Here is a 24,952-nt window from a genome sequence, read left to right as displayed (position 1 = left end):
AAGATGGCAACGCTAAACTTTATTGAACAAGGCCTTCGCGTTTTAGATGTTGAGCGCCAAGCACTTAGTGATATTGCACAATATGTAGATGAAAATTTTCATAATGCGTGCCAATTAATGTACGACTGTGAAGGCCGTATTATTGTTATTGGCATGGGAAAATCAGGCCATATTGGCAATAAAATAGCGGCAACTCTTGCAAGCACTGGCAGCCCTGCGTTTTTTGTTCACCCTGGTGAAGCAAGTCATGGTGATTTAGGTATGATCACTAAAAATGACGTGGTTATGCTTATTTCTAATTCAGGGGAAACCAGCGAAGTTTTAAATATCATTCCGGTTTTAAAACGACTTGGTGCCAAAATGATAGCGATGACTGGCAATACGCAATCAACCATGGCAACCCTTGCTAATGTACATGTGTGTATTAAAGTAGAAAAAGAAGCTTGTTCATTGGGTCTAGCCCCTACATCAAGTACCACTGCAACGCTTGCGATGGGCGATGCCATGGCAGTTGCATTATTAGAAGCTCGCGGCTTTACAGCTGATGACTTCGCGCTATCTCACCCAGGTGGTAGTTTAGGCAAGCGCTTATTACTTACTTTAAAAGATGTTATGCACAGCGGCGCAAATACACCTATTATTGATGTTTCACAAACAGTTAAAGATGCTCTAATAGAAATGTCAGCTAAAGGATTAGGTATGACAGCCATTGTTGATGAAAATCAGCAACTCGTAGGGTTATTTACCGATGGTGACTTACGTCGCATTTTAGAACAAAGAATTGATATTCATACAACACAAATAGATGTTGTTATGACTAAGTCATGCACTACAGCTACGCAAGATATTTTAGCCGCTGAAGCGCTCAATATTATGGAACGTAAACGTATAAATGGCCTAATCGTCGTCAATGAGAAAAACCAACCTATTGGCGCATTAAATATGCAAGACCTATTGAAAGCAGGAGTGTTATAAATGCAATTTGAAGAACTCTATCAACCGCTGAGCGATGATGCAAAAGCACGCGCTAAAAAAGTAAAACTACTTATATGCGATATTGATGGTGTATTTTCTGATGGCCGTATTTACCTTGGCAATCAAGGTGAAGAGCTAAAAGCATTTAATACAAAAGATGGTTTTGGCATTAAAGCACTTATAAACAGTGGCTTTGAAGTAGCTGTTATTACTGGTCGTCATTCACAGATAGTACAACAACGTATGAGCAGCTTAACCGTACAGCATATTTATCAAGGCCAAGAAAATAAGCTCATTGCCTATCAAGAATTAAAAGATAAACTCAACCTTAGCGATGAACAAATTGCTTATATTGGTGATGACGGTCCTGACATGCCTGTTATGGAGTTAGTAGGCTTTGCCGTTGCAGTAAATGATGCCCACCCACTTATTAAGCGTTTGTCACACTATGTAACGCAAATGCCTGGTGGTTTTGGTGCTGTGAGAGAACTCACCGATTTGCTCATGCTTGAAAATGGTAAAGCATTGACTACACAAGGCACTAGTTCATGAATGCAGCGCGCATAATATTAAGCGTTTTATTCATTAGCTGTATGGTTTGGCTTTGGTACCCTTATTTTACACAAACAAATATTGTGCCTCAGGCTGAGCCTGAAGTTATTGCTAAGCCTGATTACATAGCTATTGAGCTCAAACAGACAGCCTATGATGAGCAAGGTAAAATTAGCCACAAAGTCACTGCGGCTAAAATGGAGCTATACCAGCAATTAGGTTTCACGTTTTTCGAAAAACCCATTTTCACTTTATATAACGAACAACAAACGTGGCAAATAAATGCAGACGAAGCAACATTATACGAAGATAAACAATTAATTTTAGAAGGTAATGTGGTTGCCAAAAATTTAACCGATAACGCCATGATAGACAAAATCAATGCTGATAATATTCAGGTTGATATAAAGCTATTAACAATGCGTTCGGAGCAACCCGTCATCATCACTGGACCCAATTTAAAAATCACCGGTAAAGGCCTAGAAGCCGACTTAAAAACCGAAGTGATAAAACTAATTAACCATACGCGAACCATATACTATGACCAATAAAATATTAAAATCACTTATAATTCCTACACTTATACTAGCGTTTAATAGTAGTGCTGCAGAGCAAAACACGCAACCTGCTGCCAATCAAATTTCAATAAGTGCCGACAAGCAAGAAGGTCAATTGAAAGCTAATGTGGGTATTTTTGAGAAAAACGTTGAGATTATTCACGGTAATCGCCGCATTACAGCCGATCGCCTCGAAGTACACAAACGTGATGAACTTGGTGATAATAAACAATTATTAATTGCCACAGGTAGCCCTGCGCACTTTGAAGAAAAGCAATCAGACGGCACAACTATGAGCGCCAGTGCTGACGAAGTACGTTATGATGTATCTAAGCGTTTTTTAACGCTTGTTGGTAATGCACAAGTATCGCAAGCCGGACAAAAAATAAATGCTAAAAGCATTACCTACGACATAGAGCAGCAGCTCATCAGTGCCGAAAAAGATGAAAACTCAACTGACCGCGTTCACACAATTTTAGTACCGATCGAAACTAAAAAAAGTAAAAAAGGCGATAAAGGTCAACCATGAGCACATTAAAAGCAGAACTATTAGCAAAAAGCTATAAAGGTCGTGAAGTTGTAAAAAACGTCGGCCTTGAAGTACAAGCTGGCAGTATAGTTGGCTTACTTGGCCCTAACGGTGCTGGTAAAACAACGACTTTTTATATGATTGTAGGGCTTGTTCCTAGCGACAAAGGTAAAATATCTATTGATGATAACGATATTACTCTTTTACCTATGCATAGTCGTGCTAGATTAGGCATAGGCTACTTACCACAAGAGTCATCGATTTTTAGAAAGCTGACTGTTTATCAAAACTTAATGGCCATTTTAGAAACGCGCAAAGAACTAAATAAACAAGCCAGAGAAGACACGCTCAATAACTTATTAGATGAATTTAGCATACAACACATTCGTGATAGCCAAGGTATGGCATTATCGGGTGGAGAACGTCGTCGTGTAGAAATAGCACGAGCGCTGGCAGCAGATCCTAAATTTATATTACTGGATGAACCGTTTGCTGGTGTTGACCCTATTTCGGTATTAGATATAAAGAAAATAATAGAACATCTTAAAAATCGTGGGATTGGAGTATTAATTACCGACCATAACGTAAGAGAGACCCTTGATGTTTGTGAAAAAGCCTACATTGTTTCTCATGGGGAACTGATTGCATCAGGTACTCCAGAACACGTATTAAATGATAAAACAGTACGCGATGTTTACTTAGGCGAGCAATTTAGGCTGTAACATTTACGCCATGTCTTTAAGCATCTGCTAGTATTAATTATAACAACATAAAAGGATTGTTAGAGATACATGAGGCAATCACTACAGCTGCGCATGGGCCAGCAACTTACAATGACTCCACAGTTGCAACAAGCTATTCGTTTGTTGCAACTCAGTACATTGGATCTCCAGCAAGAAATACAAGAAGCTCTCGACAGTAATCCACTTTTAGAGGTTGAAGAGGCAGACTATTCTGAAGACGCTGCTGGTAAAAACGAGCAAAAAGCTGATACCGATGACATAACTGTTAGCGCATCTGCTGATGATGCTCCGAGCGAATATGAACAAGATACTGGTGAAGCACTTGCAAAAGACACGCTAAGTGACGACATGGCTATGGATGTTAGTTGGGATGAGTACATGAGTGCCGCCCCAGCAGCCTCATCAGGTCCAATGCCTGAAGACGAATCTATATACCAAGGCGCCTCTACTGAAACGCTCCATGAGTATTTAATGTGGCAATTACAACTAACGCCATTTAGCCCTACCGATGAAGCCATCGCTATTGCGATTGTAGAGGCCGTCGATGATTCAGGTATTTTAACTCTCAGTTGCGAAGAAATTTTAGAAAGCTTTAATCAAGAAAACGAAGATGATAACGAAGTCGAACTTGATGAAATTGAAGCGGTATTAAAACGCATTCAACTGTTTGATCCTGTTGGTATTGCTGCACGTAGTTTACAAGAGTGTTTGTGTATTCAGCTTAATCAATTTGATAAAGAAACACCTTACATTAATGAAACGAAAATGATTTTAACCGAGCATATTGATCTATTAGCAGCTCGCGACTATCGTACATTAATGAAAAAAACTAAGCTTAAAGAAGAAGAGCTTAAAGAAGTGATGACACTAATACATACTCTCAACCCAAAACCTGCAGATACTATTGTAAGGGAAGAATCTGAGTATGTTATTCCTGATGTGTCAGTTAAAAAAATTAAAGGTCGCTGGGTTGTCGAATTAAACCCAGATAGCATGCCTAAAATTCGTGTTAATAGCCAATACGCGGCAATGTCTCGCACTGTAAAATCAAGTGGCGACAGCCAGTTTATTCGCTCACATTTACAAGAAGCTAAATGGTTTATTAAAAGCTTAGAAAGTAGAAACGACACGCTATTAAAAGTTACTAATTGTATTGTTAAGCAACAACAAGGATTTTTTGAACATGGCCCTGAAGCCATGAAACCAATGGTTTTAAATGATGTCGCTGAAATGGTAGAAATGCACGAATCGACAATTTCGCGTGTGACTACTCAAAAGTACATGCATACACCCCGTGGTATATTTGAGCTTAAATATTTTTTCTCAAGCCATGTAAGTACTGAAAACGGTGGTGAATGTTCATCTACAGCAATACGTGCGCTTATCCGAAAATTAATCGCAGCAGAAAACTCAGCAAAACCATTGAGTGATAGCAAAATAGCGGATATATTGGCTGAGCAAGGAATTAAAGTAGCAAGACGTACAATCGCAAAATACCGTGAATCTCTTGCTATTCCACCGTCAAATCAGCGTAAAAGTCTGATTTAAGACGCTAAACTAAGAGGGTAATGCTTATGCAACTAAACTTAACTGGTCGTCACGTAGAATTAACCGATTCACTAAGAGACTATATTAATACTAAATTTGCGAAGCTTGAAAGACACTCTGATCATATTAATAATGTTCATGTCATTCTCGATGTAGAAAAATTAAATCAAAAAGCAGAAGCCACAATACACGTAAGCGGTGCTGAGCTATTTGCCTCTACAGAACATCAAGATATGTATGCCGCTATTGACTCGTTGATCGACAAGCTCGATCGCCAAGTAATCAAACACAAAGAGAAGCTTGCTCGACACTAATATGATGAAATTAAGTTCACTTATATGCCAGGACTGCAGCAAAGCTGCGGTCCTTTTTAATAGCAAAAAAAGAATTTTAGAGTTCATTAGCGAACTTGCTCACGACAAACTTCCGTATTTACCGCAACAAGATATTCTTAATGCTTTAATGAGCAGAGAGAAATTAGGTAGTACAGGTATAGGGCGTGGCATTGCTATTCCTCATGGAAGAATGAGCGGTGCAGAAGAGCCTTTGGCTTTAGTGCTCGTTAGCGAAACTCCAATAAACTTTGATGCAATCGATAATCGCCCTGTTGATATTTTTGTCGCACTCATCGTACCAGATGGCGATAACCAGCAGCACTTAAAGACTCTAGCAACCATTGCTGATAAACTAAACAACAAAGATTTTTGTAAACAGTTACGCAGTGCAAAATCTGATACTGAGCTTTACCAAGTTATTGTCGATCAATCATAGTTTTATAAAGGGTGTTAAATGGAGTTAATTATCATAAGTGGCCGTTCTGGTTCTGGAAAGTCGGTTGCTTTGCGCGTTGTAGAAGATTTAGGTTATTATTGCGTAGATAATATTCCAGTAAACCTACTACCTTCATTAGTTCGCAGTGTGTCTGATAGCTACGATAAAATTGCTGTTAGCATAGATGTGCGCAACATCCCTAAAGAACAAGATGAATTTAACGATATTCTTGAATACTTGCCTGGCTTTGCAAACCCTACGTTGTTTTATTTAGATAGCGACGATCAGACATTGATCAAACGCTTTTCTGAAACACGCAGATTACACCCACTATCAATAGACTCGTTGCCGCTTGATTTAGCCATCAAAAAAGAAAAAGAATTACTTGATGTATTAACCACTCGCGCCGACTTTATGATAGATACGACTGATTTAAGTGTTCATCAACTCGCTGAATCTATTCGTGAAAAGATTTTAGGTAAAAAAGATAAGCAACTGATTGTCACATTTGAATCATTTGGTTTTAAACACGGTATACCAAAAGAAGCAGACTACGTATTTGATGCACGCTTTTTACCAAATCCACACTGGGAACCAGAGTTAAAGCCTTTAAATGGGTTAGATCAACCGGTTAAAGACTATTTAGCTAATCACAGCATAGTGCAAAAATTCACATGGCAAATTCAAACATTTGTACAAACGTGGTTACCACATTTAGAACGAAATAACCGCAGTTATTTAACCATTGCTATTGGGTGTACAGGCGGGCAACATCGCTCTGTGTATTTAGCGCAAACTATCGGTGAAAGTTTCGCAATGACACATCCCAATGTAAAAATTCGCCATCGCGAGCAAGAAAAATAATATAGCTGAATAATCACCTGTTCAGCTTAGGTAGAGTAAGTTATGCATTGTGAAGATACCTTTTTAATAAAAAACAAATTAGGCTTACACGCCAGAGCAGCTACTGTGCTTGCGCAATTAGCAGTACAATTTGATGCGACAATCACATTATTCCAAGATGACAAAGAAGCAGCAGGCGATAGCGTACTTGCACTAATGTTACTTGAAAGTAGCCAAGGAAAAGAAGTTAAAGTTGTTTGTAAAGGCCCTGATTCTGAGCAAGCTTTACACGCTGTTGGAGAATTAATAGCACAACGCTTTAATGAACAAGAATAACCTGTTTTATAAAAACAATATTCGCATTACTAATGCTTCAATTAAAACAGATATATAAAATAGATAGGTTAGTAACGCCAGTTAACTCACCTCCCCCCCATAAAGTAATATAACAATTTATAAAGGACGCCAATGCCTGAAGCTTTTGAACAAGATTACCCACTACAGCAACTAAAACAGGTGACGAAGTCACTCAATAGTGGTCAATTTGTTCAAGTTAGGCGCATGCTCGCAAAAACGGCTCCTTGTGATACCGCATTATTATTAGAATCATCACCGCATAAAATTCGCCGACTGCTTTGGCAATTGGTCGATCCTGATGTGCAGGGTGATGTTCTTGAAGAATTATCTGAAGATGTTCGTTTAGGCATTATTGCCCAAATGGAACCTAAGCACATTGCCGCCGCAACTGAAGACATGGGCCACGATGACTTAGGTGAAGTATTACGTAGCCTGCCAGATACCGTCTATAAAGACGTTGTTAGCGCGATGGACATTCAAGACCGTGAACGTGCCACGCAAGCACTGTCATATCAAGAGCGTTCAGCAGGTGCGCTAATGAACACCGATACGGTGACCATTCGCCCTGATGTAACACTCGATGTTGTACTTCGTTATATTAGACTGCGTGGTGAGTTACCAGAGGGTACAGATGATTTATATGTTGTTGATAAACATAACTGCTTTATAGGCGCTTTATCGCTGAGTACATTATTAACTAATCCGCCAGAAAAAATTGTGCGCGATTTAATGGATGAAGATTGTGAGTCTATCCCAATCTCAATGGATGAAAGTGAAGTAGCGCAATTATTTGAGCGCCATAATTGGATATCGGCCCCTGTGGTGGACGATAACGACCAACTCCTCGGTCGTGTTACTATCGATGACATCGTTGATGTAATCCGAGAAGATGCCGAGCATAGCTTATTAAGCCTAGCCGGTCTTGATGATGAAGAGGATACATTCGCGCCTGTACTAAAAAGCTCTAAAAAACGCTCAGTTTGGCTAGGAGTTAATTTACTAACCGCACTTGCAGCTGCTTTTGTAGCTAGCTTTTTTGAAGGCACTTTAGATGTGCTCCCTATTTTGGCTGTGCTTAACGGTATTGTCCCTTCTATGGGTGGTGTTGCTGGTAGCCAATCATTAACGCTTGTTATCCGTGGTATTGCAGTAGGTCATATAAACCAAACAAACCAACGTTTCCTGATGATGAAAGAACTGGCCATTGGCGCGCTAAACGGTATTTTGTGGTCACTATTAATTGCGGGTGTTATTGCGCTATGGCAATGGGATTTTATGCTTGGTGGCGTACTCGCCTTCGCTATGTTTATGAACTTAGTGGTGGCAGGTGTTGCTGGTGCAAGTATTCCAATAATTCTTAAAAGAATGAATATAGACCCTGCTCTTGCAGGGAGTGTGGTGCTAACCACGGTGACTGATATTGTTGGTATATTCGCCTTTTTAGGTACTGCTACATGGTTGCTGATATAAATTAAACGCTTTAAATGTAAAAACTACAGCAAAAATACTTAGGGTAAATCAGTAGCTATGGCAACGGATACCAAACATAAAAATGACATACCTAAAAAAACGCTAAAACAAAAAAGCGTATCCATATTAAAAAGTGTACTGGTATATGGCTCTATATTTTTCGTCCTTTATACCGCCGTCAATTGGTGGCGGCAACCTGTCATGCCAGCAAATCCTCAATTACAATTAATCGATTATAAAGGGCAAAACATTGATTTAGCAGCAATGAGCCAAGATAAACCCACGCTTGTGTATTTTTGGGGAACTTGGTGTCCTATTTGTAGTATTACCTCCCCTGCCATAAACGAACTCGCAAACGAGAATAAATACCCCGTTGTGAGCATCGCGATAAAATCAGGCTCTGATCAAGAGCTGCATGATTATTTAAATGAGCAGGGCTACAGCTTCAGTACTGTTAACGATCGACACGGCGAGATATTTTCCGATTGGCAGGGACAAGTCACGCCATCTTATATAATCTTAAAAGATAATAAAATGACGCAAGGACTCACCGGCATTCAGCCGTTATGGTCACTTAAATTGCGTTTGTGGTTATCATCAATGCTTTAAAAAAAAGCTAAACTTAGCACAGGATATCTAAGGAGAGGGGCTCTAAAACCTCACCCTATATCACCTACAATAATATAGATAATAAAGAGCAAAGCTGACTTAATTTACGTATACAAAAGCTAAAAAACGCGTGCCGCAATTAGCCTTATCTATTAGCAAATAAAATTACTAACGTGTGCTTTGTCGATTACCGCCTACTTTTGGCTTAGTGTTTGCCTTTTTAAATTGGCTAAAACCGGTATGTCGCGTTAGTGCTGGACGCCCACCTTTTTTACCACCTTTACCTGCTTTTTCATCGCGCCCTTCTTCTGGCACTAAACAGTTAGGCCCTTTACCAATTAAATTAGCTTTACCCATTTTACGTAGAGCTTCACGTATCATTGGCCAACCAGCTGCATCGTGGTAGCGTAAAATAGCTTTATGTAATCTACGTTGGCGTGCGCCTTTAGGTACTGGAACAACTTCTGAGTTGTTTTTTATATTACGTAAAGAGTTCATCTCTGTATGGTAAATAGTCGTCGCATTAGCCATAGGTGATGGGTAAAAATTTTGTACCTGATCAAGCTTAAAGTCGTTTGATTTAAGCCATAAAGCCATGTTTACCATGTCTTCATCTTTTGTACCTGGGTGAGCAGATATAAAGTAAGGAATTAAATACTGCTTTTTACCGGCTTCTTTAGAGTACTTATCAAATAGTTCTTTAAATTGATCGTACGCTCCCATACCTGGTTTCATCATTTTTGATAATGGACCATCCTCTGTATGCTCTGGCGCTATTTTTAAGTAACCGCCTACATGGTGCGTTACTAATTCTTTAACGTAACGCGGGTCGCGTACAGCTAAATCGTAACGTACACCTGAAGCAATCAATACCTTTTTAATACCCTTAACTTCACGTGCTTTTTTATACAAATCTATTGTTGGCGTATGATCTGTATCCATGTGTTTACAAATATCTGGATACACACATGATAAGCGTCTACAGGTACTCTCGGCCTTTTTACTAGTACAGCGCAGCTTATACATATTCGCCGTTGGGCCACCTAAATCAGAAATAACACCAGTAAAGCCGGGGACTTTATCTCTAATTTGTTCAATTTCTTCAATAATAGATTCTTGCGAACGACTTTGAATAATGCGCCCCTCATGCTCTGTAATTGAGCAAAACGAACAGCCACCAAAACAGCCACGCATAATATTAACTGACGTTTTAATCATATCGTAAGCAGGTATTTTAGCATCACCATAACTTGGGTGAGGAATACGCTGATACGGCAAACCAAATACAGCATCCATTTCATGTGTTTCTAATGGATATGCTGGCGGGTTTACCCAAATAGAGCGATCGCCATGTCGTTGGTAAAGCGCTCTTGCACAACCAGGGTTTGTTTCTTGATGTAAAATTCGCGAGGCATGAGCGTATAAAGGTTTGTTAACACTTACTTGCTCATAAGCAGGTAACTTAACATAGGTTTTTTCCCACGGCTTAGGACGTGCAGGCTGAACCATGATTGGTTTTGCCGCTTCTGCTTTTAAATCAATACCCGCTTGTTTAAATTCAGATTTACTACAGCCAACATCATCCGCGCCATATGGGTTTGGAATAGGGTCTATTTTACCAATTTTATCAATAGCGGTAGAATCACTGCCACGCCAACCAGGTAGAGGCTCTTTTCGAATAACAGCCGTGCCGCGAATATCCTGAATCGTATCCATCGTTTCACCCGCCGCAATACGGTGTGCAACTTCAACTAGCGGGCGCTCTGCGTTACCGTAAATTAAAATATCGGCTTTTGCATCAAACAAAATACTACGACGTACTTTTTCCTGCCAATAGTCGTAATGAGCAATACGGCGAAGGCTGGCTTCAATACCGCCAATAACAATTGGGATACCTTTGTATGCTTCACGGCATTTTTGCGAGTAAATCATCACGGCGCGATCTGGGCGCTTACCGCCAACGTTATTAGGCGTGTAAGCATCATCGTGGCGCATGCGTTTTTCCGCTGTATAGCGGTTGATCATAGAATCCATGTTGCCGGCTGTTACACCAAAAAATAAATTCGGTCTGCCGAGCTCCATAAATGCATCTTTAGAGTCCCATGCAGGTTGGGCAATAATCCCCACTCTAAAGCCTTGCGCTTCAAGTACACGGCCAATTACAGCCATACCAAAACTAGGATGGTCAACATACGCATCGCCACTAATTATTATTATGTCGCAGCTATCCCAGCCAAGTGCATCCATTTCTTCACGTGTAGTTGGTAAAAATGGCGCGGTGCCATAACATTCAGCCCAGTATTTCGGGTATGAAAATAAGGCGCGCTTAGCTTTGAGTGTGCTCATAATTGTGGCCGTAGAATAACAAAAGGCGCGAATTATACCCTACTAAATTCTTTATATATACAAAGTAGTCAAAGCATATCGCGCTTTAAATTCTAAATCGTTCATTAGGGCGTGTTGATCTTTGTGGATTGAAATTTGTTCAATCTAGGGGCGATTTAATCGCGGCGCGAGGTTTGTAACCTAGCGGGCTAAGTAAAAACCGAGCAACAAAGAGTTAATCGTCCCTAGAAAGAACCCAAAGGGCAGCGCATGTTTGGCATTTATGCTGCGTTATCGCCTATTTATGGGGAACAACCACACTACATAGGCTCTGCCTTGCCTAAATACCAAACAATCTGCTGCACAATTAATCACAAAAGTTCAACACGCCCTAACTTAAATAATAATAAGTTAATCTTTTTTAGCGTTTATTTATAAATTCTATCAATTCATGCTCAGGCATGGGTTTAGCATACATAAAACCTTGTACCTCATCACAGCCTAAATTTTTTAAGAACTGAGCTTGTTCTTGTGTTTCAACGCCTTCAGCAATCGTTTTTAAACCCAACTTAGCACCAAGAGAAATAACTAAGGCAGCAATAGCGCCAGTGTCATCATTTGGCAGATCTTTAATAAATGCACGATCTATTTTCAATCTATCCAAGGGTAAACTTTGTATATAACTAAGCGATGAAAAGCCAGTCCCAAAGTCATCAATAGCAACCTCAATCCCTAACTCTTGAAGCTCTCTAAGTGTATTAATAACAGTTTCGAGTTCATCCATTACTACGCTTTCTGTGACTTCTAACTCTATGTTTTTTGGCTTAACACCATATTTTAATAATGTATTTTTAACGTTTTGAGCATAACCTTTTACTTTAAACTGCGGAACAGACACATTAACCGCAATACAAATTTCGGTGCCCATATTTTCTAGGCGCTTTTGTTGTTGGCAAACTTGCTCTAAAACCCACTGCCCTATATCAACAATCAAGCCCGCATCTTCTGCAAGTGGAACAAATACCGCTGGCGATATATATGACCCATTACCGGTAGGCCACCTAAGTAATGCCTCACACCCAATTAAAGACAAGTCATCTAATGAAAGTTGAGGTTGATACCATACCTCTAACTTGTTTCGAGCAAAATCATGACGTAATTGTCTAATAATTCCTATGCGCCAAGCCATTTTATCTTGCATGTCTACACTGTAATAAATTCCCTCTTTGTGTTTTGTTTTTTAGCTCGATTAAGTGCAATATAAGCAACTTTAAGTGTATCAACCCCGCTACTTTGAAAGTCTTGCTGTTGGCATAAACCCAATCTAAAATCGATAGGTAATGTATGCTCTTCTGCGCAAAATGGAACACCTAACTGCTCATTCAATTTTTTTAAGTCGAGTTCATCACGGCGAATAATAAAACCAAAAACATCAGCACCAATACGAGATAGTAATTTAGCTGTTGGGTAGTTTTCTTTTAACCTTTGCACAATGCCAATTAATACTTTATTGCCGACCTCTTGCCCTAGCCATTATTAATATCTGCAAAATTAACTATATCAAGTAATACAAATACATAATCATTAACGTGCGGCTTTTGATAACGCTCTACCCGTTCAATAAAATTGGTACGATTTGAAATACCTGTAAGCACATCTTTATAAGCAGCATCTCTTAACTTTACAAATAACCTTATGTTATCAAGTGCTACACTTACATTAGTTAAGAAAATTTCAGCAAATTGTAGCTGTGCTTGTAAGGGAATGTGGTCGCACTCTATATATAAAGCCGCTTTTCGATGCTTACTTTTTAATATAAATGTTGAACTTGAGTCTATGTGTTGGTGCTTTGACAAACCAAAACACGACTCAACTTGTTCAAATACTTTGCTATCAACATTAATTAATTTTTTACCAAAATAGCTGTCGTAATGCCCGCAACCACCTAAGACCTGAATAAAATCATCGCCATCTAACTTACTGCAAACAAGCCCTCTAGGTGAACATTTTAAAATAATACTCATGTGCTTGATGATTTCTTTGCATAATTGCTTAACATTAGTAAGTCCTAAAATAGACTTTGATGCTGAAACAATCGTGTTCATTGCATCACTTTGATATTCAAGCTGACATACCTGCTCGTATGAGCGAGTAGCGGTTATAAGCGAAGTTACTAACTTAGAACGAGTCAGCTCTGTTTTCGTTTTATAGTCATTTATGTCGTATTCTCGTATTACTTTTTCTTCTGGTGTAATACCTGCTTGCCCTGTTCTTAAAATAATTCTTACATGTTGATTATTTAATTCGTCACGCACCCTTTTTACAACCTGCAAGCCAGCATCGTCAGTTTCCATAACAACATCTAAAAAAATAACTGAAATATTGTTATTTTTAGCTAAAATCTCTATTGCTTCAGCTCCCGAATAGGCATCATGAAATCTCAAGCCTGCCCCCCAAAACTCAACCCCAGACAAAGCCAACTTTGTTACAGAGTGGATCTCAGGTTCGTCATCAACAATTAAAATATCCCAAAACTTAGTCGGCTCAATAACTGCATCATCTTCATAGTCTTGTTCAAAAAATAAAAAATCGTTTTGATCTGACGACATTCGCTCTCCTAGGTAGCAATTTATAAATTATTTTTGGTTTATAATCTAATTCATACTATAGTCGATTAATAAAAAGTTGTTGTATTTCAACTCAAAAAACTAATAAAAGGTGTGCTTATTAAACCATTAGAAATATTGATCAAAGGCGTACTGTTATTGCTATTGGTATTAGTACTGGTAGGGCTGATACTTCCCCAAAGTTATAGTGTAAATAAAACAATAGAAATCAATGCAAATATTGACGCAGTAAAACCGCTTATTACTGACTTTAATCAATGGCAAAAATGGTCTCCATGGGAAAAAGTAGACCCCAGTATACGTTTTACTTTGGGCGAACCGAACTCTGGCCTGGGTGCTCATCAGTCTTGGAAGGGAAAATGGGGGTATGGTGAAATGATCATAACTTCGGTAAGTCAAAATAAGGTCAGCTTTAATATACTTTTAAATGCTGAGCATATTATTAGGGGGACTTTTAATTTTAGTGAGCAAAACGGTATCGTCACTCTAATATGTAAGATTAACGGACAAACAACCGCTCCTTTAATATCGGGTTACACCGCAATTTTGAGCGAATATGTGCTCCGTAATACAGTTTCAATGGGGTTAAATAACCTTAAAACTGTTGCTCAGCTTAGCCATTCACAAAGGACAATGCACAGCCATGCCAGTCAAGACAGCACAAGCGAGAATTAACCTTGCTAACATTATCGAATCCTTACTTGGTTACCCTATAACAAAAATAGGCAGTAACGGAATACTGCCTACCCCCGAACAAAATTACGATATTAAAGGCCAAGTTAAGCCGCTTTATCATATCAACAGTGAAAACTCTGTTTTAGCTCGTGCCCAAAAGCGCCAAGATTTACTACTAATAAAACAACAACAAAATATAGAGTCAATTTTAGCAATGGCTATGGGGTTTTGCCCCGATGTAGCAAGTAGTAAACAACCCGATGCTGACTGGGTAGAGCACTTTATCGCACTGTGCGAAGATACTTCAAATGCGTCAATGCAAACTTTATGGGCCAAAATTTTAACGGGAGAAACACTCAACCCTGGTACGTTTTCAATTAAAAGCTTGCAAACGTTAAAGCATATGACACAGCGAGAAGCTGACTCTTTGCAAAAATGTGTGTCGCTCTCAGGCTATAACGAAAAAGACGACAGCCACTTTATTCTACTAGGCTTTTACAAAAAACCGTCATTGTTTGATTTGCTACGAAAAGGCAATAAAGTGTCTCTAAATCTAGGAAAAACAGGTATTAGTTTTCCTGACATTTTAACACTTATGGATCTTAATTTACTGTATAGAAAAGAAATTGAATCTGCAGTGCTTAAAGCGGGACAAGAACTTACCCTTTCATTTTTATCGCAAAAAGTAACGTTAAAAGCAAAAAGTAGTGATTTGGTATTGAGCTATTATAAATTCACGCAAACAGGTGATGAGTTATCTAAACTCATTAATTTTCCTGTAAATAAAATTTATAAGCAGTTAATTAATAATGCGCTGGAGGGAGAGTTTGATTTAGCGTGGCACGCAATAAAATAATATGCCACGCTATGTTTAATTAGAAAATACTAATTAAAAGTGAACCTGAATACCCGCAAATGGGCCAGATGCATCAATATCAGTAGTAATATCATCTACATCATCAAGTTCTAATACCATAGAGCGGTAACCGGCTTTAACAGCAACATCTACTGCTAGGTTATCAATAAGTTCCCACGCTACGCCTACTTGGTAATCTTGTACTTTGCTATCGTCAATAGCCAAAAAGCTACCTTCAAAAAATACACTTAAACCAGTAAAAGGTAAGCCAGCTTCGGCACGGCCATATGCAAGAGGAACAAAACCAGAGAAATCTTTTGTTTCGGTAAAGTTAGTACCACCATTTTGAGTAGTACCATTTACAACAATATCACCATCAAACTGCTTAGCATTTAAACCTAAGTCAATTGAGATTAAGTCATTATCAAAAATTTCATAATAAAAAATATAATCAATATGCGTTAAATCACTTACCGTATTTACAGTAGAACCAACAACATAATCAGAACCATTGAAGCTAAATGTATCTGTAAGCAGCGCAGAACCATTTAACTCAAGCTCTGTATACTTTAATTTGATGTTTGGTACTAATGGCACTGGGTGCTCAAGCGCCGCGTAATAACTTACAAAAGTCTCATCTTCAAAATTGAAATCTTGAGATGCATTATTTTTATAAGAAAATTGACCATCGTTATCTGACTTCCACCCATCAACACCTACGTATAAACCTAGTAGAGTGTCAGCTTGCGCTGCTGGTGCTAAACATGCCATTGAAAGGGCTGCTGCTAAACAATACTTTTTCATTTTTTATCCTTGAGCTAGTAGTTCGCTGAGTTCGATTAAAGCCGCATTGGCTCTAGAAATATAATTTGCCATAACTAAAGAATGGTTTGCCACATAGCCAAAACCATTGCCGTTTAAAATAAGTGGGCTCCATACTGTTTCTTGAGTGGCCTCAAGTTCACGTATGATTTGTTGTAAGCTTACACGTGCATTTTTCTTTTCAAGTACGTCATTAAAGTCATACTCTATCGCTTGTAAAAAATGCAGTAATGCCCAAGTTGCACCGCGCGACTCGTAAAACACATCGTCAATTTCCAACCATGGTGTTCTTACTTGCTGCTGCAGTGGCGCAAGAGTTGCTTGTTTATTAGATGAATTACCCGCTAAATCGGTGTTCACTTTTTCTTGGCCTACGCTCGCACTTAAACGTTGGCTTAAGCTACCTAAACGTTTTTCAGCTTCTTTAAGCCAACTACGTAAGTTATCTGCTCGTGCGTAAAATTGGCTATCGCGCTCATGCTCATTAGCAATTTGTCCACGATATACCATTAAGTAGTCAATACCTTTTTGGTACTCACCTTCGGCACTTGGCCATGCCCATGCCTCAGAGCTTATATTAAACTGCGGCTGCGCCTTTTTAAGGGCTTCATGTTCCGTAGACTGTGATTGCGAACGGCTAAAATCTTTTCGCATAGAAAGCGATAAATCACGTACCATTTCTAGTGCGCCATATTCCCACGCTGGCATATCATCCATAATAATACTTGGTGGTATTACATCATTTGATAAGTAGCCACCCGGTTTATCTAGTAAGGTATTGGTTACCGTAATTAATGTAGAAGTAGTTACATAACCCGTTACTATTTTTTCATTACGAAGCTGCGCTTGCTCTTTCGCGTTTGCAACAACGTCAAAACGTGAAGGTTCTGTGCTCCAATAAACAGCAATTGCGTAAAAAATGATAAGCAGTAAAACAATTATTCCTGCTATTTTTCCTTTATGTTGCGACATGTGTACTCCTAATGATGAGCGTGTTGAGTAGATGGTTTTGACTGCCTAGCTTGCGCTTCAAGCGACACGACTTGAGCATTAGTAAATAAGCGATTACCGTCACTAAAATATAGTGTGAGTTTACGTTCTTGTCCTACTTTTAATGGCTCTTGTGGTTCAAATGCCATTAAATGATAACCGCCAGGCTGAAAGCTGACGCTTTCGTGCGCCTTAATTTCAACCGATTCAACTTGTTGCATTTTCATCATGCCGTCTACATGTGAATGCTCGTGTATTTCAACACGCCCTAAGCCATCAATAGTTGCCTTAGTTAAAGTTGCTGCGGCTCCACTGTGATTAATAAGGGTTAAATAACCTACAGTTGAAGTACTGCCAGGTAAAAACTCTCTAACTTGCGCGTTAGTTACTTCGAGCACAGCCACATCAGAACCATGATCGTGCCCTGAGTGCGCCGCCAACGATGACGAAAAAAAACTAAATATTAATGCAGAAGCCATCGAAAAACATAGTTTCGTCATCATTCTTATCCTTATGAAAACTTTAAATTACAGGCTAAATTTAACATAGTTAACCTATAATAGTCAGTCAAATTAAGGATTAAGAGGCTACTTTTTTGTTATCGGCAACAAGCCAACACAACACTGCAACAAATAGTAACGGCCATGCAATCATTATAGATCCGAATAAAAGCGCTAAAACAGTCCCTGCTAATGCCACTACACCCGCACCAACTAATCCCATAGTAATTAAAGCCACTACCGCAATAATTGCGGCCAAAGCACCTACAAGCTCGAGCCCAGCCCAACTAATGTCAGCAATCCATAACGGCAACTGCCAAGAATCAATCTGCACAAACGTTATTAAATCAGTAAACAGTAATAAATAGATAAATACACATACTGCCAAAGCTTTCATAGTAATTCTCCTTATACCAACCGGCTTATATATGAGGCCTATTTAACGATAAGAAAATTGCGCTATAACTAGGCAAAGATTTTTATACCTAGTTGTTCTATATAAAATTTTAACAACATTATAGAGTGATTTAATTCGTTAAATTATTCAAATATTTATGCCTGTTGGTATTAATACTCTTTATTTTCAAGGCAGCAATGCGCTATAAAATAGCCAAGTGCAACTGCAAACGGAAAACTCAAAAATAATAAAATAGTAACTAGGCGTGTTGCCCATACCGGAAAGTCCAATCTATGGGCTAAACCACTACAAACACCCGATATTTTTTTATTCAAAGTATCTTTATACCAACCTTGTTGACGATTAAAGCTGTTCATAGCAATCTCCTAAGCAGTGTGTTTTAAATTAGTATTTAAGTTCGCCTTTAAGCGAGCCAACTCAGCATCAATTTTTTCATTTTTAACTAACGACTCAATTTGGGCACTGGTAGAACTTGCTGTATCAGTCAGCTCATAAGCCTCTACTTGAGCTTCAATACCTTCAACACGCTGCTCTATTTGTTCAAAACGAGACAACGCATGAGCTACTTTATCGCTTTGTAGTTGCGTACTGATCCGCCCTCTAGCAATAGCAACATTGTGGCGCTGCATTAACTGAGCTTGCTTAGTTTTAGCCATAGCCATTTTTTGCTGCAAGCGTTCACAATCAGACTTAATTTTTACAATAGACTCTTGCAAAGTTTCTAGTTGAGTTTGCTTATTTTCAATGCTTTCGTTAACGCGTTGCTTCTCAAGTAAAGCTGTTTTAGCAAGATCATCACTGCCCTTCTCAACCGCACGTTCTGCTTTAATTTGCCAAGCTGCTAATTCTGTTTTTTAGTATCAATTTGGCGATTAATTACTTTCTCTTCACACAATAAAGCGGCTGCTGTACTACGGCACTCATTCAACGCATCTTGCATCTCGGTAAGCATTAGGTTTAAAAGCTTTTCTGGATCTTCTGCTTTATCAAGCATGGCGACAATGTTTGATTGAATTACATCATTTACGCGGTTAAATATTCCCATGGTATTCTCCTGTTGATTTTTAATTAATTTCAACAAGAAGATTCCAAGAGTTGTGCCAAGTCCATCAAAACAAAAATAAAACATTTAAAATCATAACGATAAACAACAAGCACTCTAAATTTTAGTGACTTTAAGCTGAACAACATAGAGTGTAATTGGCCAATAAATTATGATTTTGACTAATTTTTAGGATCAAAAAAGCCACTCGAAAGTGGCTAAAATTTAGAATTTTTAAAGCTTAATTTTATTCTGGTACAAAGCTTAATGCTTTATCCATTACCGATAAATCAGCTTGCTTACCGTGACCACTTTCAGAAAGGTGGCGTCTAAAACCTCGCGCACCAGGCTGCCCCTGAAAAATACCGAGCATGTGACGTGCAATATGCCAAAAATTAGCACCCAAACGCATTTCTTCTTCAATGTAGTCATACATTGAACGCACTACATCGTGGCGTGACTGCGTATTTGCAGCATCACCATAAATTTTCTCATCAACGTCATTGAGCATAAATGGGTTGCTGTAAGCCTCACGCCCAATCATTACGCCATCAATATGTTGCAAATGTTCTAGGCTCTGCTCAACTGTTTTAACACCGCCATTTAGGCTTAAGTCTAACTGCGGATAATCTTTTTTAAGTTGATAAACACGTGGGTAATCAAGCGGTGGAACCTCACGATTTTCTTTCGGGCTTAAACCATTGAGCCATGCTTTACGAGCATGAATAATAAAATCATCACACCCTACTTTATGAGACGCTTCAATAAGCGCACATAAAAACTCATACGAATCTTGCTCATCAATACCAATACGCGTTTTAACGGTAACAGGAATGCTTACTTCGTTTTTCATTGCTGCAACACACTCAGCAACTAATTGAGGTTCAGCCATTAAACATGCGCCAAATCGGCCATTTTGAACTCTGTCTGACGGGCAACCTACATTTAAATTTATTTCGTCATAGCCACGCTCACCTGCGAGCTTTGCACATTGCGCAAGCGCTTTAGGATCAGAGCCACCAAGTTGCAGTGCAACTGGGCCTTCGTGTTTATTAAAATGTAAGTAGTCGCCTCGACCAAATAAAATAGCCCCTGTGGTTATCATTTCAGTATAAAGCACAGTATGTTTAGTCATTTTGCGATGAAAAGTACGACAATGGCGATCAGTCCAATCAAGCATAGGTGCCACGCTAAACCGTCTAAACCCTGCGTTACTTGCCATTACTGGGCTATAGCCCTTATTTAGTGTGTTACTCATATAGTCTGAATTGCCTTGAATTGCCTTGAATCGCCGCGAGTTTCGATATACAGTCACCCTATAGTCACCCTTGCGGGGTTGGACTGAACAATAACTTAGGGTTAAATCATGGCTTCATATAATATCGAAAAACGCCGTCTTGCTTCAGGCGACTACCGCTACAAGTGCGTAGTACGCGAGAAATCTAAGGGTAAGATTATACACAATGAAAGTAAAACATTCAGTAAAAGAGTGTTGGCTGAGAGCTGGGGCAAGAAACAAGTTAACGATATTGAGCAATCGAGGGTGACTGAAACAAAGCAAGTGGTCACCCTAGGCACCCTGATGAATATGTATTATGAAAACCATGATTTATGGAATGCTACAGGCCGTACTAAACAATTTGTTATTAAGATGCTGATTGATTGCGACATAGCATCGGTTTTATCAAATGAGTTACGCACTAGTGATTTAATTGAACATTGTAAAAATAGGCGTAGCGCTGGTGCAGGGCCTGCGACTATTTATCATGATATTGCATATTTGCGCAGTGTTATGAAAAAGGCTGGGCCAGTATGGAATATTGATGCTAACCATAAAATATTTGAAGACGCAGTACCGGTGCTAATCGAAATGGGGTTAGTTGGCAAAAGCCAAAAGCGAACACGCCGCCCTACCGATAATGAATTAGATAAATTGCGTGAAGGCTTAAAGGAACGTATGGACTATAGGCGGAACGGTAAAGTGCGGATTCCCTTTTTAGATATTTTGGATTTTAGCATTTTAACCTGCATGCGCATTGGTGAAGTTTGCAAACTACGCTGGGAAGATTTAAACGAAGATCACAAAACTATTTTAGTGCGTGATAGAAAAGACCCGCGTAAAAAAGAAGGCAATCACATGATTGTACCTTTGCTAGCTGGTTCGTTTGATATTGTGATGCAACAACCTAAAAGTGATGATTTAATATTTCCTTACAACTCACGATCGGTTACTGCTGGTTTTCAGCGGGTACGTAATGCATTAGGTATTGAGGATTTACGCTATCATGATTTACGTCGCGAAGGTGCTAGCCGTTTATTCGAAAAAGGTTATTCAATAGAAGAAGTGGCCCAAGTTACAGGCCACCGTAATTTAAATATTTTGTGGCAAGTTTATACGCAGCTATTCCCGCATAAATTACATGATAAGTTTAATACTTAATCCAACAGCTCTCTATTTATAGTTTCGGTATTATTTAAAAGGCTATGTAGCATCGAGTCTAAATGTTTTTTATTTAATCTGATATAACTTTCGCCATCGGTTAACAAAGTTAAAATTGCTTGCATCTCTGTGTTTAGTTCTGCGATTCGATCTAGCTTTTCCATCATAATACAAATTACCTTTTCTGTTATTTGCAGATAGCCTAACCTACTTTTAAAATCGCGCAACTGAATGGAATTTCACTATTCCACCACTGACTCTAATGTGCTTTTTAAGCTGCTGGCTGCTGATTTGTGGGCGGCAAATTCGCTCTTCGTTATTGGTGCGCCTGCACCCGCGCTTGTGTGGCCGTGGTTTTCTAGGCTTTGGTTTATATCTTTAACCAAGCTTATTAAATCAAGGAGTACTTGTGCTACGTTTACCGAATTATTTCCAAGCCACACTGTTGTGCCTTCTACCTTTGCCAGTTCGGTGGCTTTGGCGTGTAGGGTTTTGAGTGTGGTTAGGTTCATGTTTTCGGCGGCTTCAATGTCTACCTGTTTTTTACTGCCAAGCAATAGCCCTTCTAAAGCGACTATTAAGGCTTTTTCACCTACTACTGTTTTTAATGCGCCCATCACTTCTGTGATTTGGTTGCCGTCTATTTTTAGCGTGTCGTGCGTGGCTATATTGGTATTGCGTTCATGGTGATTTTCTAAACAGTTGCGCGATTTTCTTTTTGTGGTATCGCTGGTCTGTGCTATTTGGCCGTCGGTTGTGGTGTGCCAGTTGCCGTCGCGGCCTTGTATATTGCTGCGGCTACTTTGCTGCAGTGTTACATCTGTGCGCTTGTGTTCGGGCACTAGGCTTTGCCATGGCAATAAGTTGGTGATCACGGGATGGCTATTTAGGCCGTCGATATATTGTATTAAACAATGCATGCCTGGTGTTGGTTCGTTTAATAATCCGTGGTCGGATGCTTGGCCTGTCCCGAGTGTTACTTGCTGAAATACGGGTACGGCTAATGGCTCGCCTGTTAGTGGGTTTAAAAGCTGTACGTCGGCGGCTTTTAGCGGCCTAAATACGGTGCTGATTGCTGCGGCGCTACTTGGCAGGTCGTATATTTTTTCTATACATGCAAGTTGCGGCAGGTGTTTTCGCTCGTTTAGCTCTGGAAAATAGCGCTGTATTAGGCGTTTAATGGCTTGTTTGACCATCGTATGTGCATCCTGTCGTTGATTAGTGTTACTTCGGTAATGTGTCGGCCATTTAGTTTTATGCCTGGTCTTAATTTTGGAATGGCGATTAGCTCGCCAGTGGTTGAGCTTTTAGCGGTTATTGTGTGCTCTGGAAAATCATTGATAGCTGCGAGCGGCCAACGGGAGTCGTGCCAACTGCCGACAAATATTTTGCCATCTGGGCGCTGCTGAAATATAAAATCGTTAATACTCCACACTTTGCCTATTTGTCTAAGCGCTTCAATGCCTGTGCCGCTGTGATAAAATGCGGGTATAATTTGATTTAAATATTCTGCGTTTTCAGGGGTTGCAAACTCAACTCCGAGTTTTGCTAGTTCATCAAGCACCGCTTTAATTGTTGCGTGACGAACCGCCAACGGTGCGGGAAAACTTAACGCGCCTATTAGTTCGCGGCAGGTTAAATACCAGCGGCCGTTGGCTTGATGTTTTGATTCTATGACGCCGAGAAAATACGGGATCATATTATCTAACGTGTAACCTAGGTGTAGTTCAACCAAGCCGCTTGGCTCTTGCTCTGCCACTACTTCAAACTTTGCACGACCGGTGCTGGCAATATCAAGCTGTACGGTTTTAGCTACTATGTTAGTAACCGACTGGCCTGCAATTTTTAAGGTGTTAGATAGGCGGGTGCTCATGGCCCTTCGACCTCGTTGAATTTGTTTTGCACATCGTCGTTACTAGTTGTTGCTTGTGGCTCGGCGTTAGTGCTGGCTTGTTCGTCTAGCTGCTGTTGTTCGCGCTCTGAGACTGATTGAACCTCAACGAGTTTAAATGTTACTTGCCACGCGCGTTTTTCTTCAAGCTCGGTGGCTTTTACTTCACCGTCAAATTTTGCTTTACGAATTTTATATGCCTCGGCCAGTGCATTGGTAATGGTGTAAACAACACGGGCGCCGTTTTCGTCTAATGCTTTTGATTTGGCGATAAGGGCTGCTAGCTCGCTTTCATCTAGCATGGGTATTTTTGTTTTTACAGTTATTAAACCTGGCTTAACACCTTGGTCACTACTAAGTGCAAAGCTACCAAACCCCGACATGTCACCACCGGCGAGTTTTACCGATGCATCAACACGGGTTTCAAACCCCGGTATGTTCCAGCCATCAATTGCTAAGCTCATAACACCTCTTTAATTTGATTAAGTTCGCCCTGCTCGCCAACAAATAAACACAGTGCCCAGTAGCTATGATCATTGCCTTTGTTAGCCACTGAGTCGGCTAGCTGCTTTGCTGTGCCAGCTGTAATTAATTGCACATCTACCCCGCTACTTTGAGCAGTGAATTGCGCTTGATTTAGCCGCTCGTCGCGGGCTGTTTTTAGCTCCGCTGTTTGGGTTAGTGCATCGTCAATGGTGGTGATTAATTGCTGACCACTGTTATTTACTGTGGCGAGCTCTTCCGCTATTAGCTGCTCGCGTAAAGGCAATAAATTTTGCAGGGTGTTTATTTGCCACTCTATGCTTTGGCCGTCATAGGTATCTAGCTTGGTTTGCTCTAAGGTGCTTTGACTATTGGCATACTGGGCGCAGGCGATAAACTCAGGGGTTGGGCAGTATTCGTTTATTGATTCCAACTTACTGGCCAGTGTTGCGGGATCGGTTGCACTCACCGATAACAATAAACCGCCATAGCTTGTTGGTTTGTCGGTGCGCGAGTCGTCTTTAATGGCAGACGCAAGCAACTGCGCGCCCACTTGCATTGAGCAAGGGACGGCAGTTTGATGAGAACAAAGCGCTAGGTTATGCATTGTCAGGCAGTGGATAGCGCGCTTTGATTTCGGCTACTTTGTCTTGCCACGTTTGCAGTGACTCAGGTGTGCCGTCGTATTGCGCTTCCATATACAAAGGGTCTGACTCGGCTTTGTAAGCGGCTTGACGCTTTTCAATATTTTGGCTTAGCTCAAACTGCTGCTGATTTAATACTGCGTCAATTTGTTCCTGGTCCATGCCTAGGTTTTGCATGTACTCAGCGCTTGTATTACTATGGCTTGCGCCTTTGTAGATATATGTAAACATAGTTTTACCTTTTAAATGGAGTGTTAAATAACTTTAGCTTTATGCTGTGCGTGT

27 protein-coding genes and 2 pseudogenes are annotated in these 24,952 nt (G+C 39.8%); 15 read left to right on the top strand and 14 right to left on the bottom strand.

Going from position 1 to position 24,952, the window contains the following annotated elements:
- Positions 1 to 3: 3 nt before the first annotated feature.
- From RB214_RS03105 to RB214_RS03050, 12 genes are all read left to right on the top strand, one after another.
- On the top strand, positions 4 to 975 hold the full coding sequence (locus RB214_RS03105) for a KpsF/GutQ family sugar-phosphate isomerase (RefSeq protein WP_002957946.1): 972 nt from the start codon (positions 4 to 6) through the stop codon (positions 973 to 975).
- A complete protein-coding gene (gene kdsC, locus RB214_RS03100; RefSeq protein ID WP_007580311.1) occupies positions 976 to 1,527 on the top strand; it encodes a 3-deoxy-manno-octulosonate-8-phosphatase KdsC in 552 nt (183 codons plus the stop codon).
- Positions 1,524 to 2,078, top strand: a complete 555-nt coding sequence (gene lptC, locus RB214_RS03095; RefSeq protein ID WP_024606357.1) for an LPS export ABC transporter periplasmic protein LptC — start codon at positions 1,524 to 1,526, stop codon at positions 2,076 to 2,078. Before kdsC ends, lptC begins: the two co-directional genes overlap by 4 nt.
- The gene (gene lptA, locus RB214_RS03090; protein WP_002957943.1) at positions 2,068 to 2,613 is read left to right on the top strand and encodes a lipopolysaccharide transport periplasmic protein LptA; all 546 of its coding nucleotides are present in this window, start codon (positions 2,068 to 2,070) and stop codon (positions 2,611 to 2,613) included. Before lptC ends, lptA begins: the two co-directional genes overlap by 11 nt.
- Positions 2,610 to 3,335: an LPS export ABC transporter ATP-binding protein gene (lptB, locus tag RB214_RS03085; protein ID WP_002957942.1), complete on the top strand. Its 726-nt coding sequence runs from the start codon at positions 2,610 to 2,612 to the stop codon at positions 3,333 to 3,335. The genes lptA and lptB overlap by 4 nt, the downstream gene beginning before the upstream one ends.
- 69 nt (positions 3,336 to 3,404) lie before the next feature.
- Complete coding sequence (locus RB214_RS03080; protein ID WP_002957941.1) at positions 3,405 to 4,904, top strand: RNA polymerase factor sigma-54; 1,500 nt, start codon at positions 3,405 to 3,407, stop codon at positions 4,902 to 4,904.
- 26 nt (positions 4,905 to 4,930) lie between these two features.
- Positions 4,931 to 5,218 carry a ribosome hibernation promoting factor gene (hpf, locus tag RB214_RS03075; protein WP_007580301.1) on the top strand — a complete coding sequence of 96 codons (288 nt, stop codon included), beginning with the start codon at positions 4,931 to 4,933 and terminating at the stop codon, positions 5,216 to 5,218.
- A 4-nt stretch (positions 5,219 to 5,222) separates the two neighbouring features.
- Positions 5,223 to 5,675, top strand: coding sequence for a PTS IIA-like nitrogen regulatory protein PtsN (gene ptsN, locus RB214_RS03070; RefSeq protein WP_024595797.1), 453 nt, complete (start codon positions 5,223 to 5,225; stop codon positions 5,673 to 5,675).
- Between the two features lie 18 nt (positions 5,676 to 5,693).
- Positions 5,694 to 6,539 carry an RNase adapter RapZ gene (rapZ, locus tag RB214_RS03065; RefSeq protein WP_002957938.1) on the top strand — a complete coding sequence of 282 codons (846 nt, stop codon included), beginning with the start codon at positions 5,694 to 5,696 and terminating at the stop codon, positions 6,537 to 6,539.
- A gap of 42 nt (positions 6,540 to 6,581) precedes the next feature.
- Complete coding sequence (locus RB214_RS03060; protein ID WP_002957937.1) at positions 6,582 to 6,854, top strand: HPr family phosphocarrier protein; 273 nt, start codon at positions 6,582 to 6,584, stop codon at positions 6,852 to 6,854.
- Positions 6,855 to 6,986: 132 nt separating this feature from the next.
- Positions 6,987 to 8,345 carry a magnesium transporter gene (mgtE, locus tag RB214_RS03055; protein WP_002957935.1) on the top strand — a complete coding sequence of 453 codons (1,359 nt, stop codon included), beginning with the start codon at positions 6,987 to 6,989 and terminating at the stop codon, positions 8,343 to 8,345.
- A 57-nt stretch (positions 8,346 to 8,402) separates the two neighbouring features.
- Positions 8,403 to 8,954 (top strand): protein disulfide oxidoreductase, encoded by a 552-nt coding sequence (locus RB214_RS03050; protein WP_024606360.1) that lies wholly within the window; start codon positions 8,403 to 8,405, stop codon positions 8,952 to 8,954.
- 168 nt (positions 8,955 to 9,122) lie between these two features.
- Here RB214_RS03050 and RB214_RS03045 read toward each other — a convergent pair whose 3' ends face one another.
- Both RB214_RS03045 and RB214_RS03040 read right to left on the bottom strand, forming a co-directional pair.
- A complete protein-coding gene (locus RB214_RS03045; RefSeq protein WP_002957933.1) occupies positions 9,123 to 11,300 on the bottom strand; it encodes a YgiQ family radical SAM protein in 2,178 nt (725 codons plus the stop codon).
- Positions 11,301 to 11,700: 400 nt separating this feature from the next.
- Positions 11,701 to 13,888, bottom strand: a pseudogene (locus RB214_RS03040) (EAL domain-containing protein).
- A gap of 111 nt (positions 13,889 to 13,999) precedes the next feature.
- Here RB214_RS03040 and RB214_RS03035 point away from each other — a divergent pair.
- The gene (locus RB214_RS03035; RefSeq protein WP_309168360.1) at positions 14,000 to 14,581 is read left to right on the top strand and encodes an SRPBCC family protein; all 582 of its coding nucleotides are present in this window, start codon (positions 14,000 to 14,002) and stop codon (positions 14,579 to 14,581) included.
- A complete protein-coding gene (locus tag RB214_RS03030) occupies positions 14,550 to 15,437 on the top strand; it encodes a TIGR03899 family protein (RefSeq protein WP_002957930.1) in 888 nt (295 codons plus the stop codon). The genes RB214_RS03035 and RB214_RS03030 overlap by 32 nt, the downstream gene beginning before the upstream one ends.
- 33 nt (positions 15,438 to 15,470) lie before the next feature.
- Here RB214_RS03030 and RB214_RS03025 read toward each other — a convergent pair whose 3' ends face one another.
- The 7 genes and pseudogenes from RB214_RS03025 to dusA form a co-directional block, all read right to left on the bottom strand.
- Complete coding sequence (locus tag RB214_RS03025; RefSeq protein ID WP_002957929.1) at positions 15,471 to 16,241, bottom strand: TIGR04219 family outer membrane beta-barrel protein; 771 nt, start codon at positions 16,239 to 16,241, stop codon at positions 15,471 to 15,473.
- 3 nt (positions 16,242 to 16,244) lie between these two features.
- Positions 16,245 to 17,231, bottom strand: coding sequence for a DUF2333 family protein (locus RB214_RS03020; protein ID WP_309168359.1), 987 nt, complete (start codon positions 17,229 to 17,231; stop codon positions 16,245 to 16,247).
- A gap of 8 nt (positions 17,232 to 17,239) precedes the next feature.
- On the bottom strand, positions 17,240 to 17,749 hold the full coding sequence (locus tag RB214_RS03015) for a copper chaperone PCu(A)C (RefSeq protein ID WP_375144342.1): 510 nt from the start codon (positions 17,747 to 17,749) through the stop codon (positions 17,240 to 17,242).
- Positions 17,750 to 17,828: 79 nt separating this feature from the next.
- Positions 17,829 to 18,146, bottom strand: a complete 318-nt coding sequence (locus RB214_RS03010) for a hypothetical protein (protein ID WP_309168357.1) — start codon at positions 18,144 to 18,146, stop codon at positions 17,829 to 17,831.
- Between the two features lie 170 nt (positions 18,147 to 18,316).
- Entirely contained in the window at positions 18,317 to 18,523 is a 207-nt protein-coding gene (locus RB214_RS03005) for a PspC domain-containing protein (RefSeq protein ID WP_039485433.1), read from the bottom strand.
- Positions 18,524 to 18,532: 9 nt separating this feature from the next.
- Positions 18,533 to 19,212, bottom strand: a pseudogene (locus RB214_RS03000) (PspA/IM30 family protein).
- A gap of 244 nt (positions 19,213 to 19,456) precedes the next feature.
- Positions 19,457 to 20,389 (bottom strand): tRNA dihydrouridine(20/20a) synthase DusA, encoded by a 933-nt coding sequence (gene dusA, locus RB214_RS02995; RefSeq protein WP_375144341.1) that lies wholly within the window; start codon positions 20,387 to 20,389, stop codon positions 19,457 to 19,459.
- A 186-nt stretch (positions 20,390 to 20,575) separates the two neighbouring features.
- On the opposite strand from dusA, the gene RB214_RS02990 reads away from it, so the two are divergent.
- Positions 20,576 to 21,649: a site-specific integrase gene (locus tag RB214_RS02990; protein ID WP_309168356.1), complete on the top strand. Its 1,074-nt coding sequence runs from the start codon at positions 20,576 to 20,578 to the stop codon at positions 21,647 to 21,649.
- A 242-nt stretch (positions 21,650 to 21,891) separates the two neighbouring features.
- On the opposite strand, the gene RB214_RS02985 is transcribed toward RB214_RS02990, so the two are convergent.
- Genes RB214_RS02985 through RB214_RS02965 form a run of 5 tightly spaced genes read right to left on the bottom strand, consistent with a single transcriptional unit; the run spans position 21,892 to position 24,898 of the window.
- Entirely contained in the window at positions 21,892 to 22,845 is a 954-nt protein-coding gene (locus RB214_RS02985) for a hypothetical protein (RefSeq protein WP_309168355.1), read from the bottom strand.
- Positions 22,818 to 23,522 (bottom strand): hypothetical protein, encoded by a 705-nt coding sequence (locus RB214_RS02980; RefSeq protein ID WP_309168354.1) that lies wholly within the window; start codon positions 23,520 to 23,522, stop codon positions 22,818 to 22,820. The genes RB214_RS02985 and RB214_RS02980 overlap by 28 nt, the downstream gene beginning before the upstream one ends.
- Positions 23,519 to 24,004 (bottom strand): hypothetical protein, encoded by a 486-nt coding sequence (locus RB214_RS02975; RefSeq protein ID WP_282338031.1) that lies wholly within the window; start codon positions 24,002 to 24,004, stop codon positions 23,519 to 23,521. Before RB214_RS02975 ends, RB214_RS02980 begins: the two co-directional genes overlap by 4 nt.
- The gene (locus RB214_RS02970) at positions 24,001 to 24,630 is read right to left on the bottom strand and encodes a hypothetical protein (RefSeq protein ID WP_309168353.1); all 630 of its coding nucleotides are present in this window, start codon (positions 24,628 to 24,630) and stop codon (positions 24,001 to 24,003) included. The genes RB214_RS02975 and RB214_RS02970 overlap by 4 nt, the downstream gene beginning before the upstream one ends.
- Positions 24,623 to 24,898 (bottom strand): hypothetical protein, encoded by a 276-nt coding sequence (locus RB214_RS02965; protein ID WP_309168352.1) that lies wholly within the window; start codon positions 24,896 to 24,898, stop codon positions 24,623 to 24,625. Before RB214_RS02965 ends, RB214_RS02970 begins: the two co-directional genes overlap by 8 nt.
- Positions 24,899 to 24,952: the final 54 nt, after the last annotated feature.

Source organism: Pseudoalteromonas sp. HL-AS1 (genome assembly GCF_031198785.1).
GTDB lineage: Bacteria > Pseudomonadota > Gammaproteobacteria > Enterobacterales > Alteromonadaceae > Pseudoalteromonas > Pseudoalteromonas distincta.
Note: the sequence above shows the minus strand (reverse complement) of the source record. Positions and strands in the feature narration are given on the sequence as shown.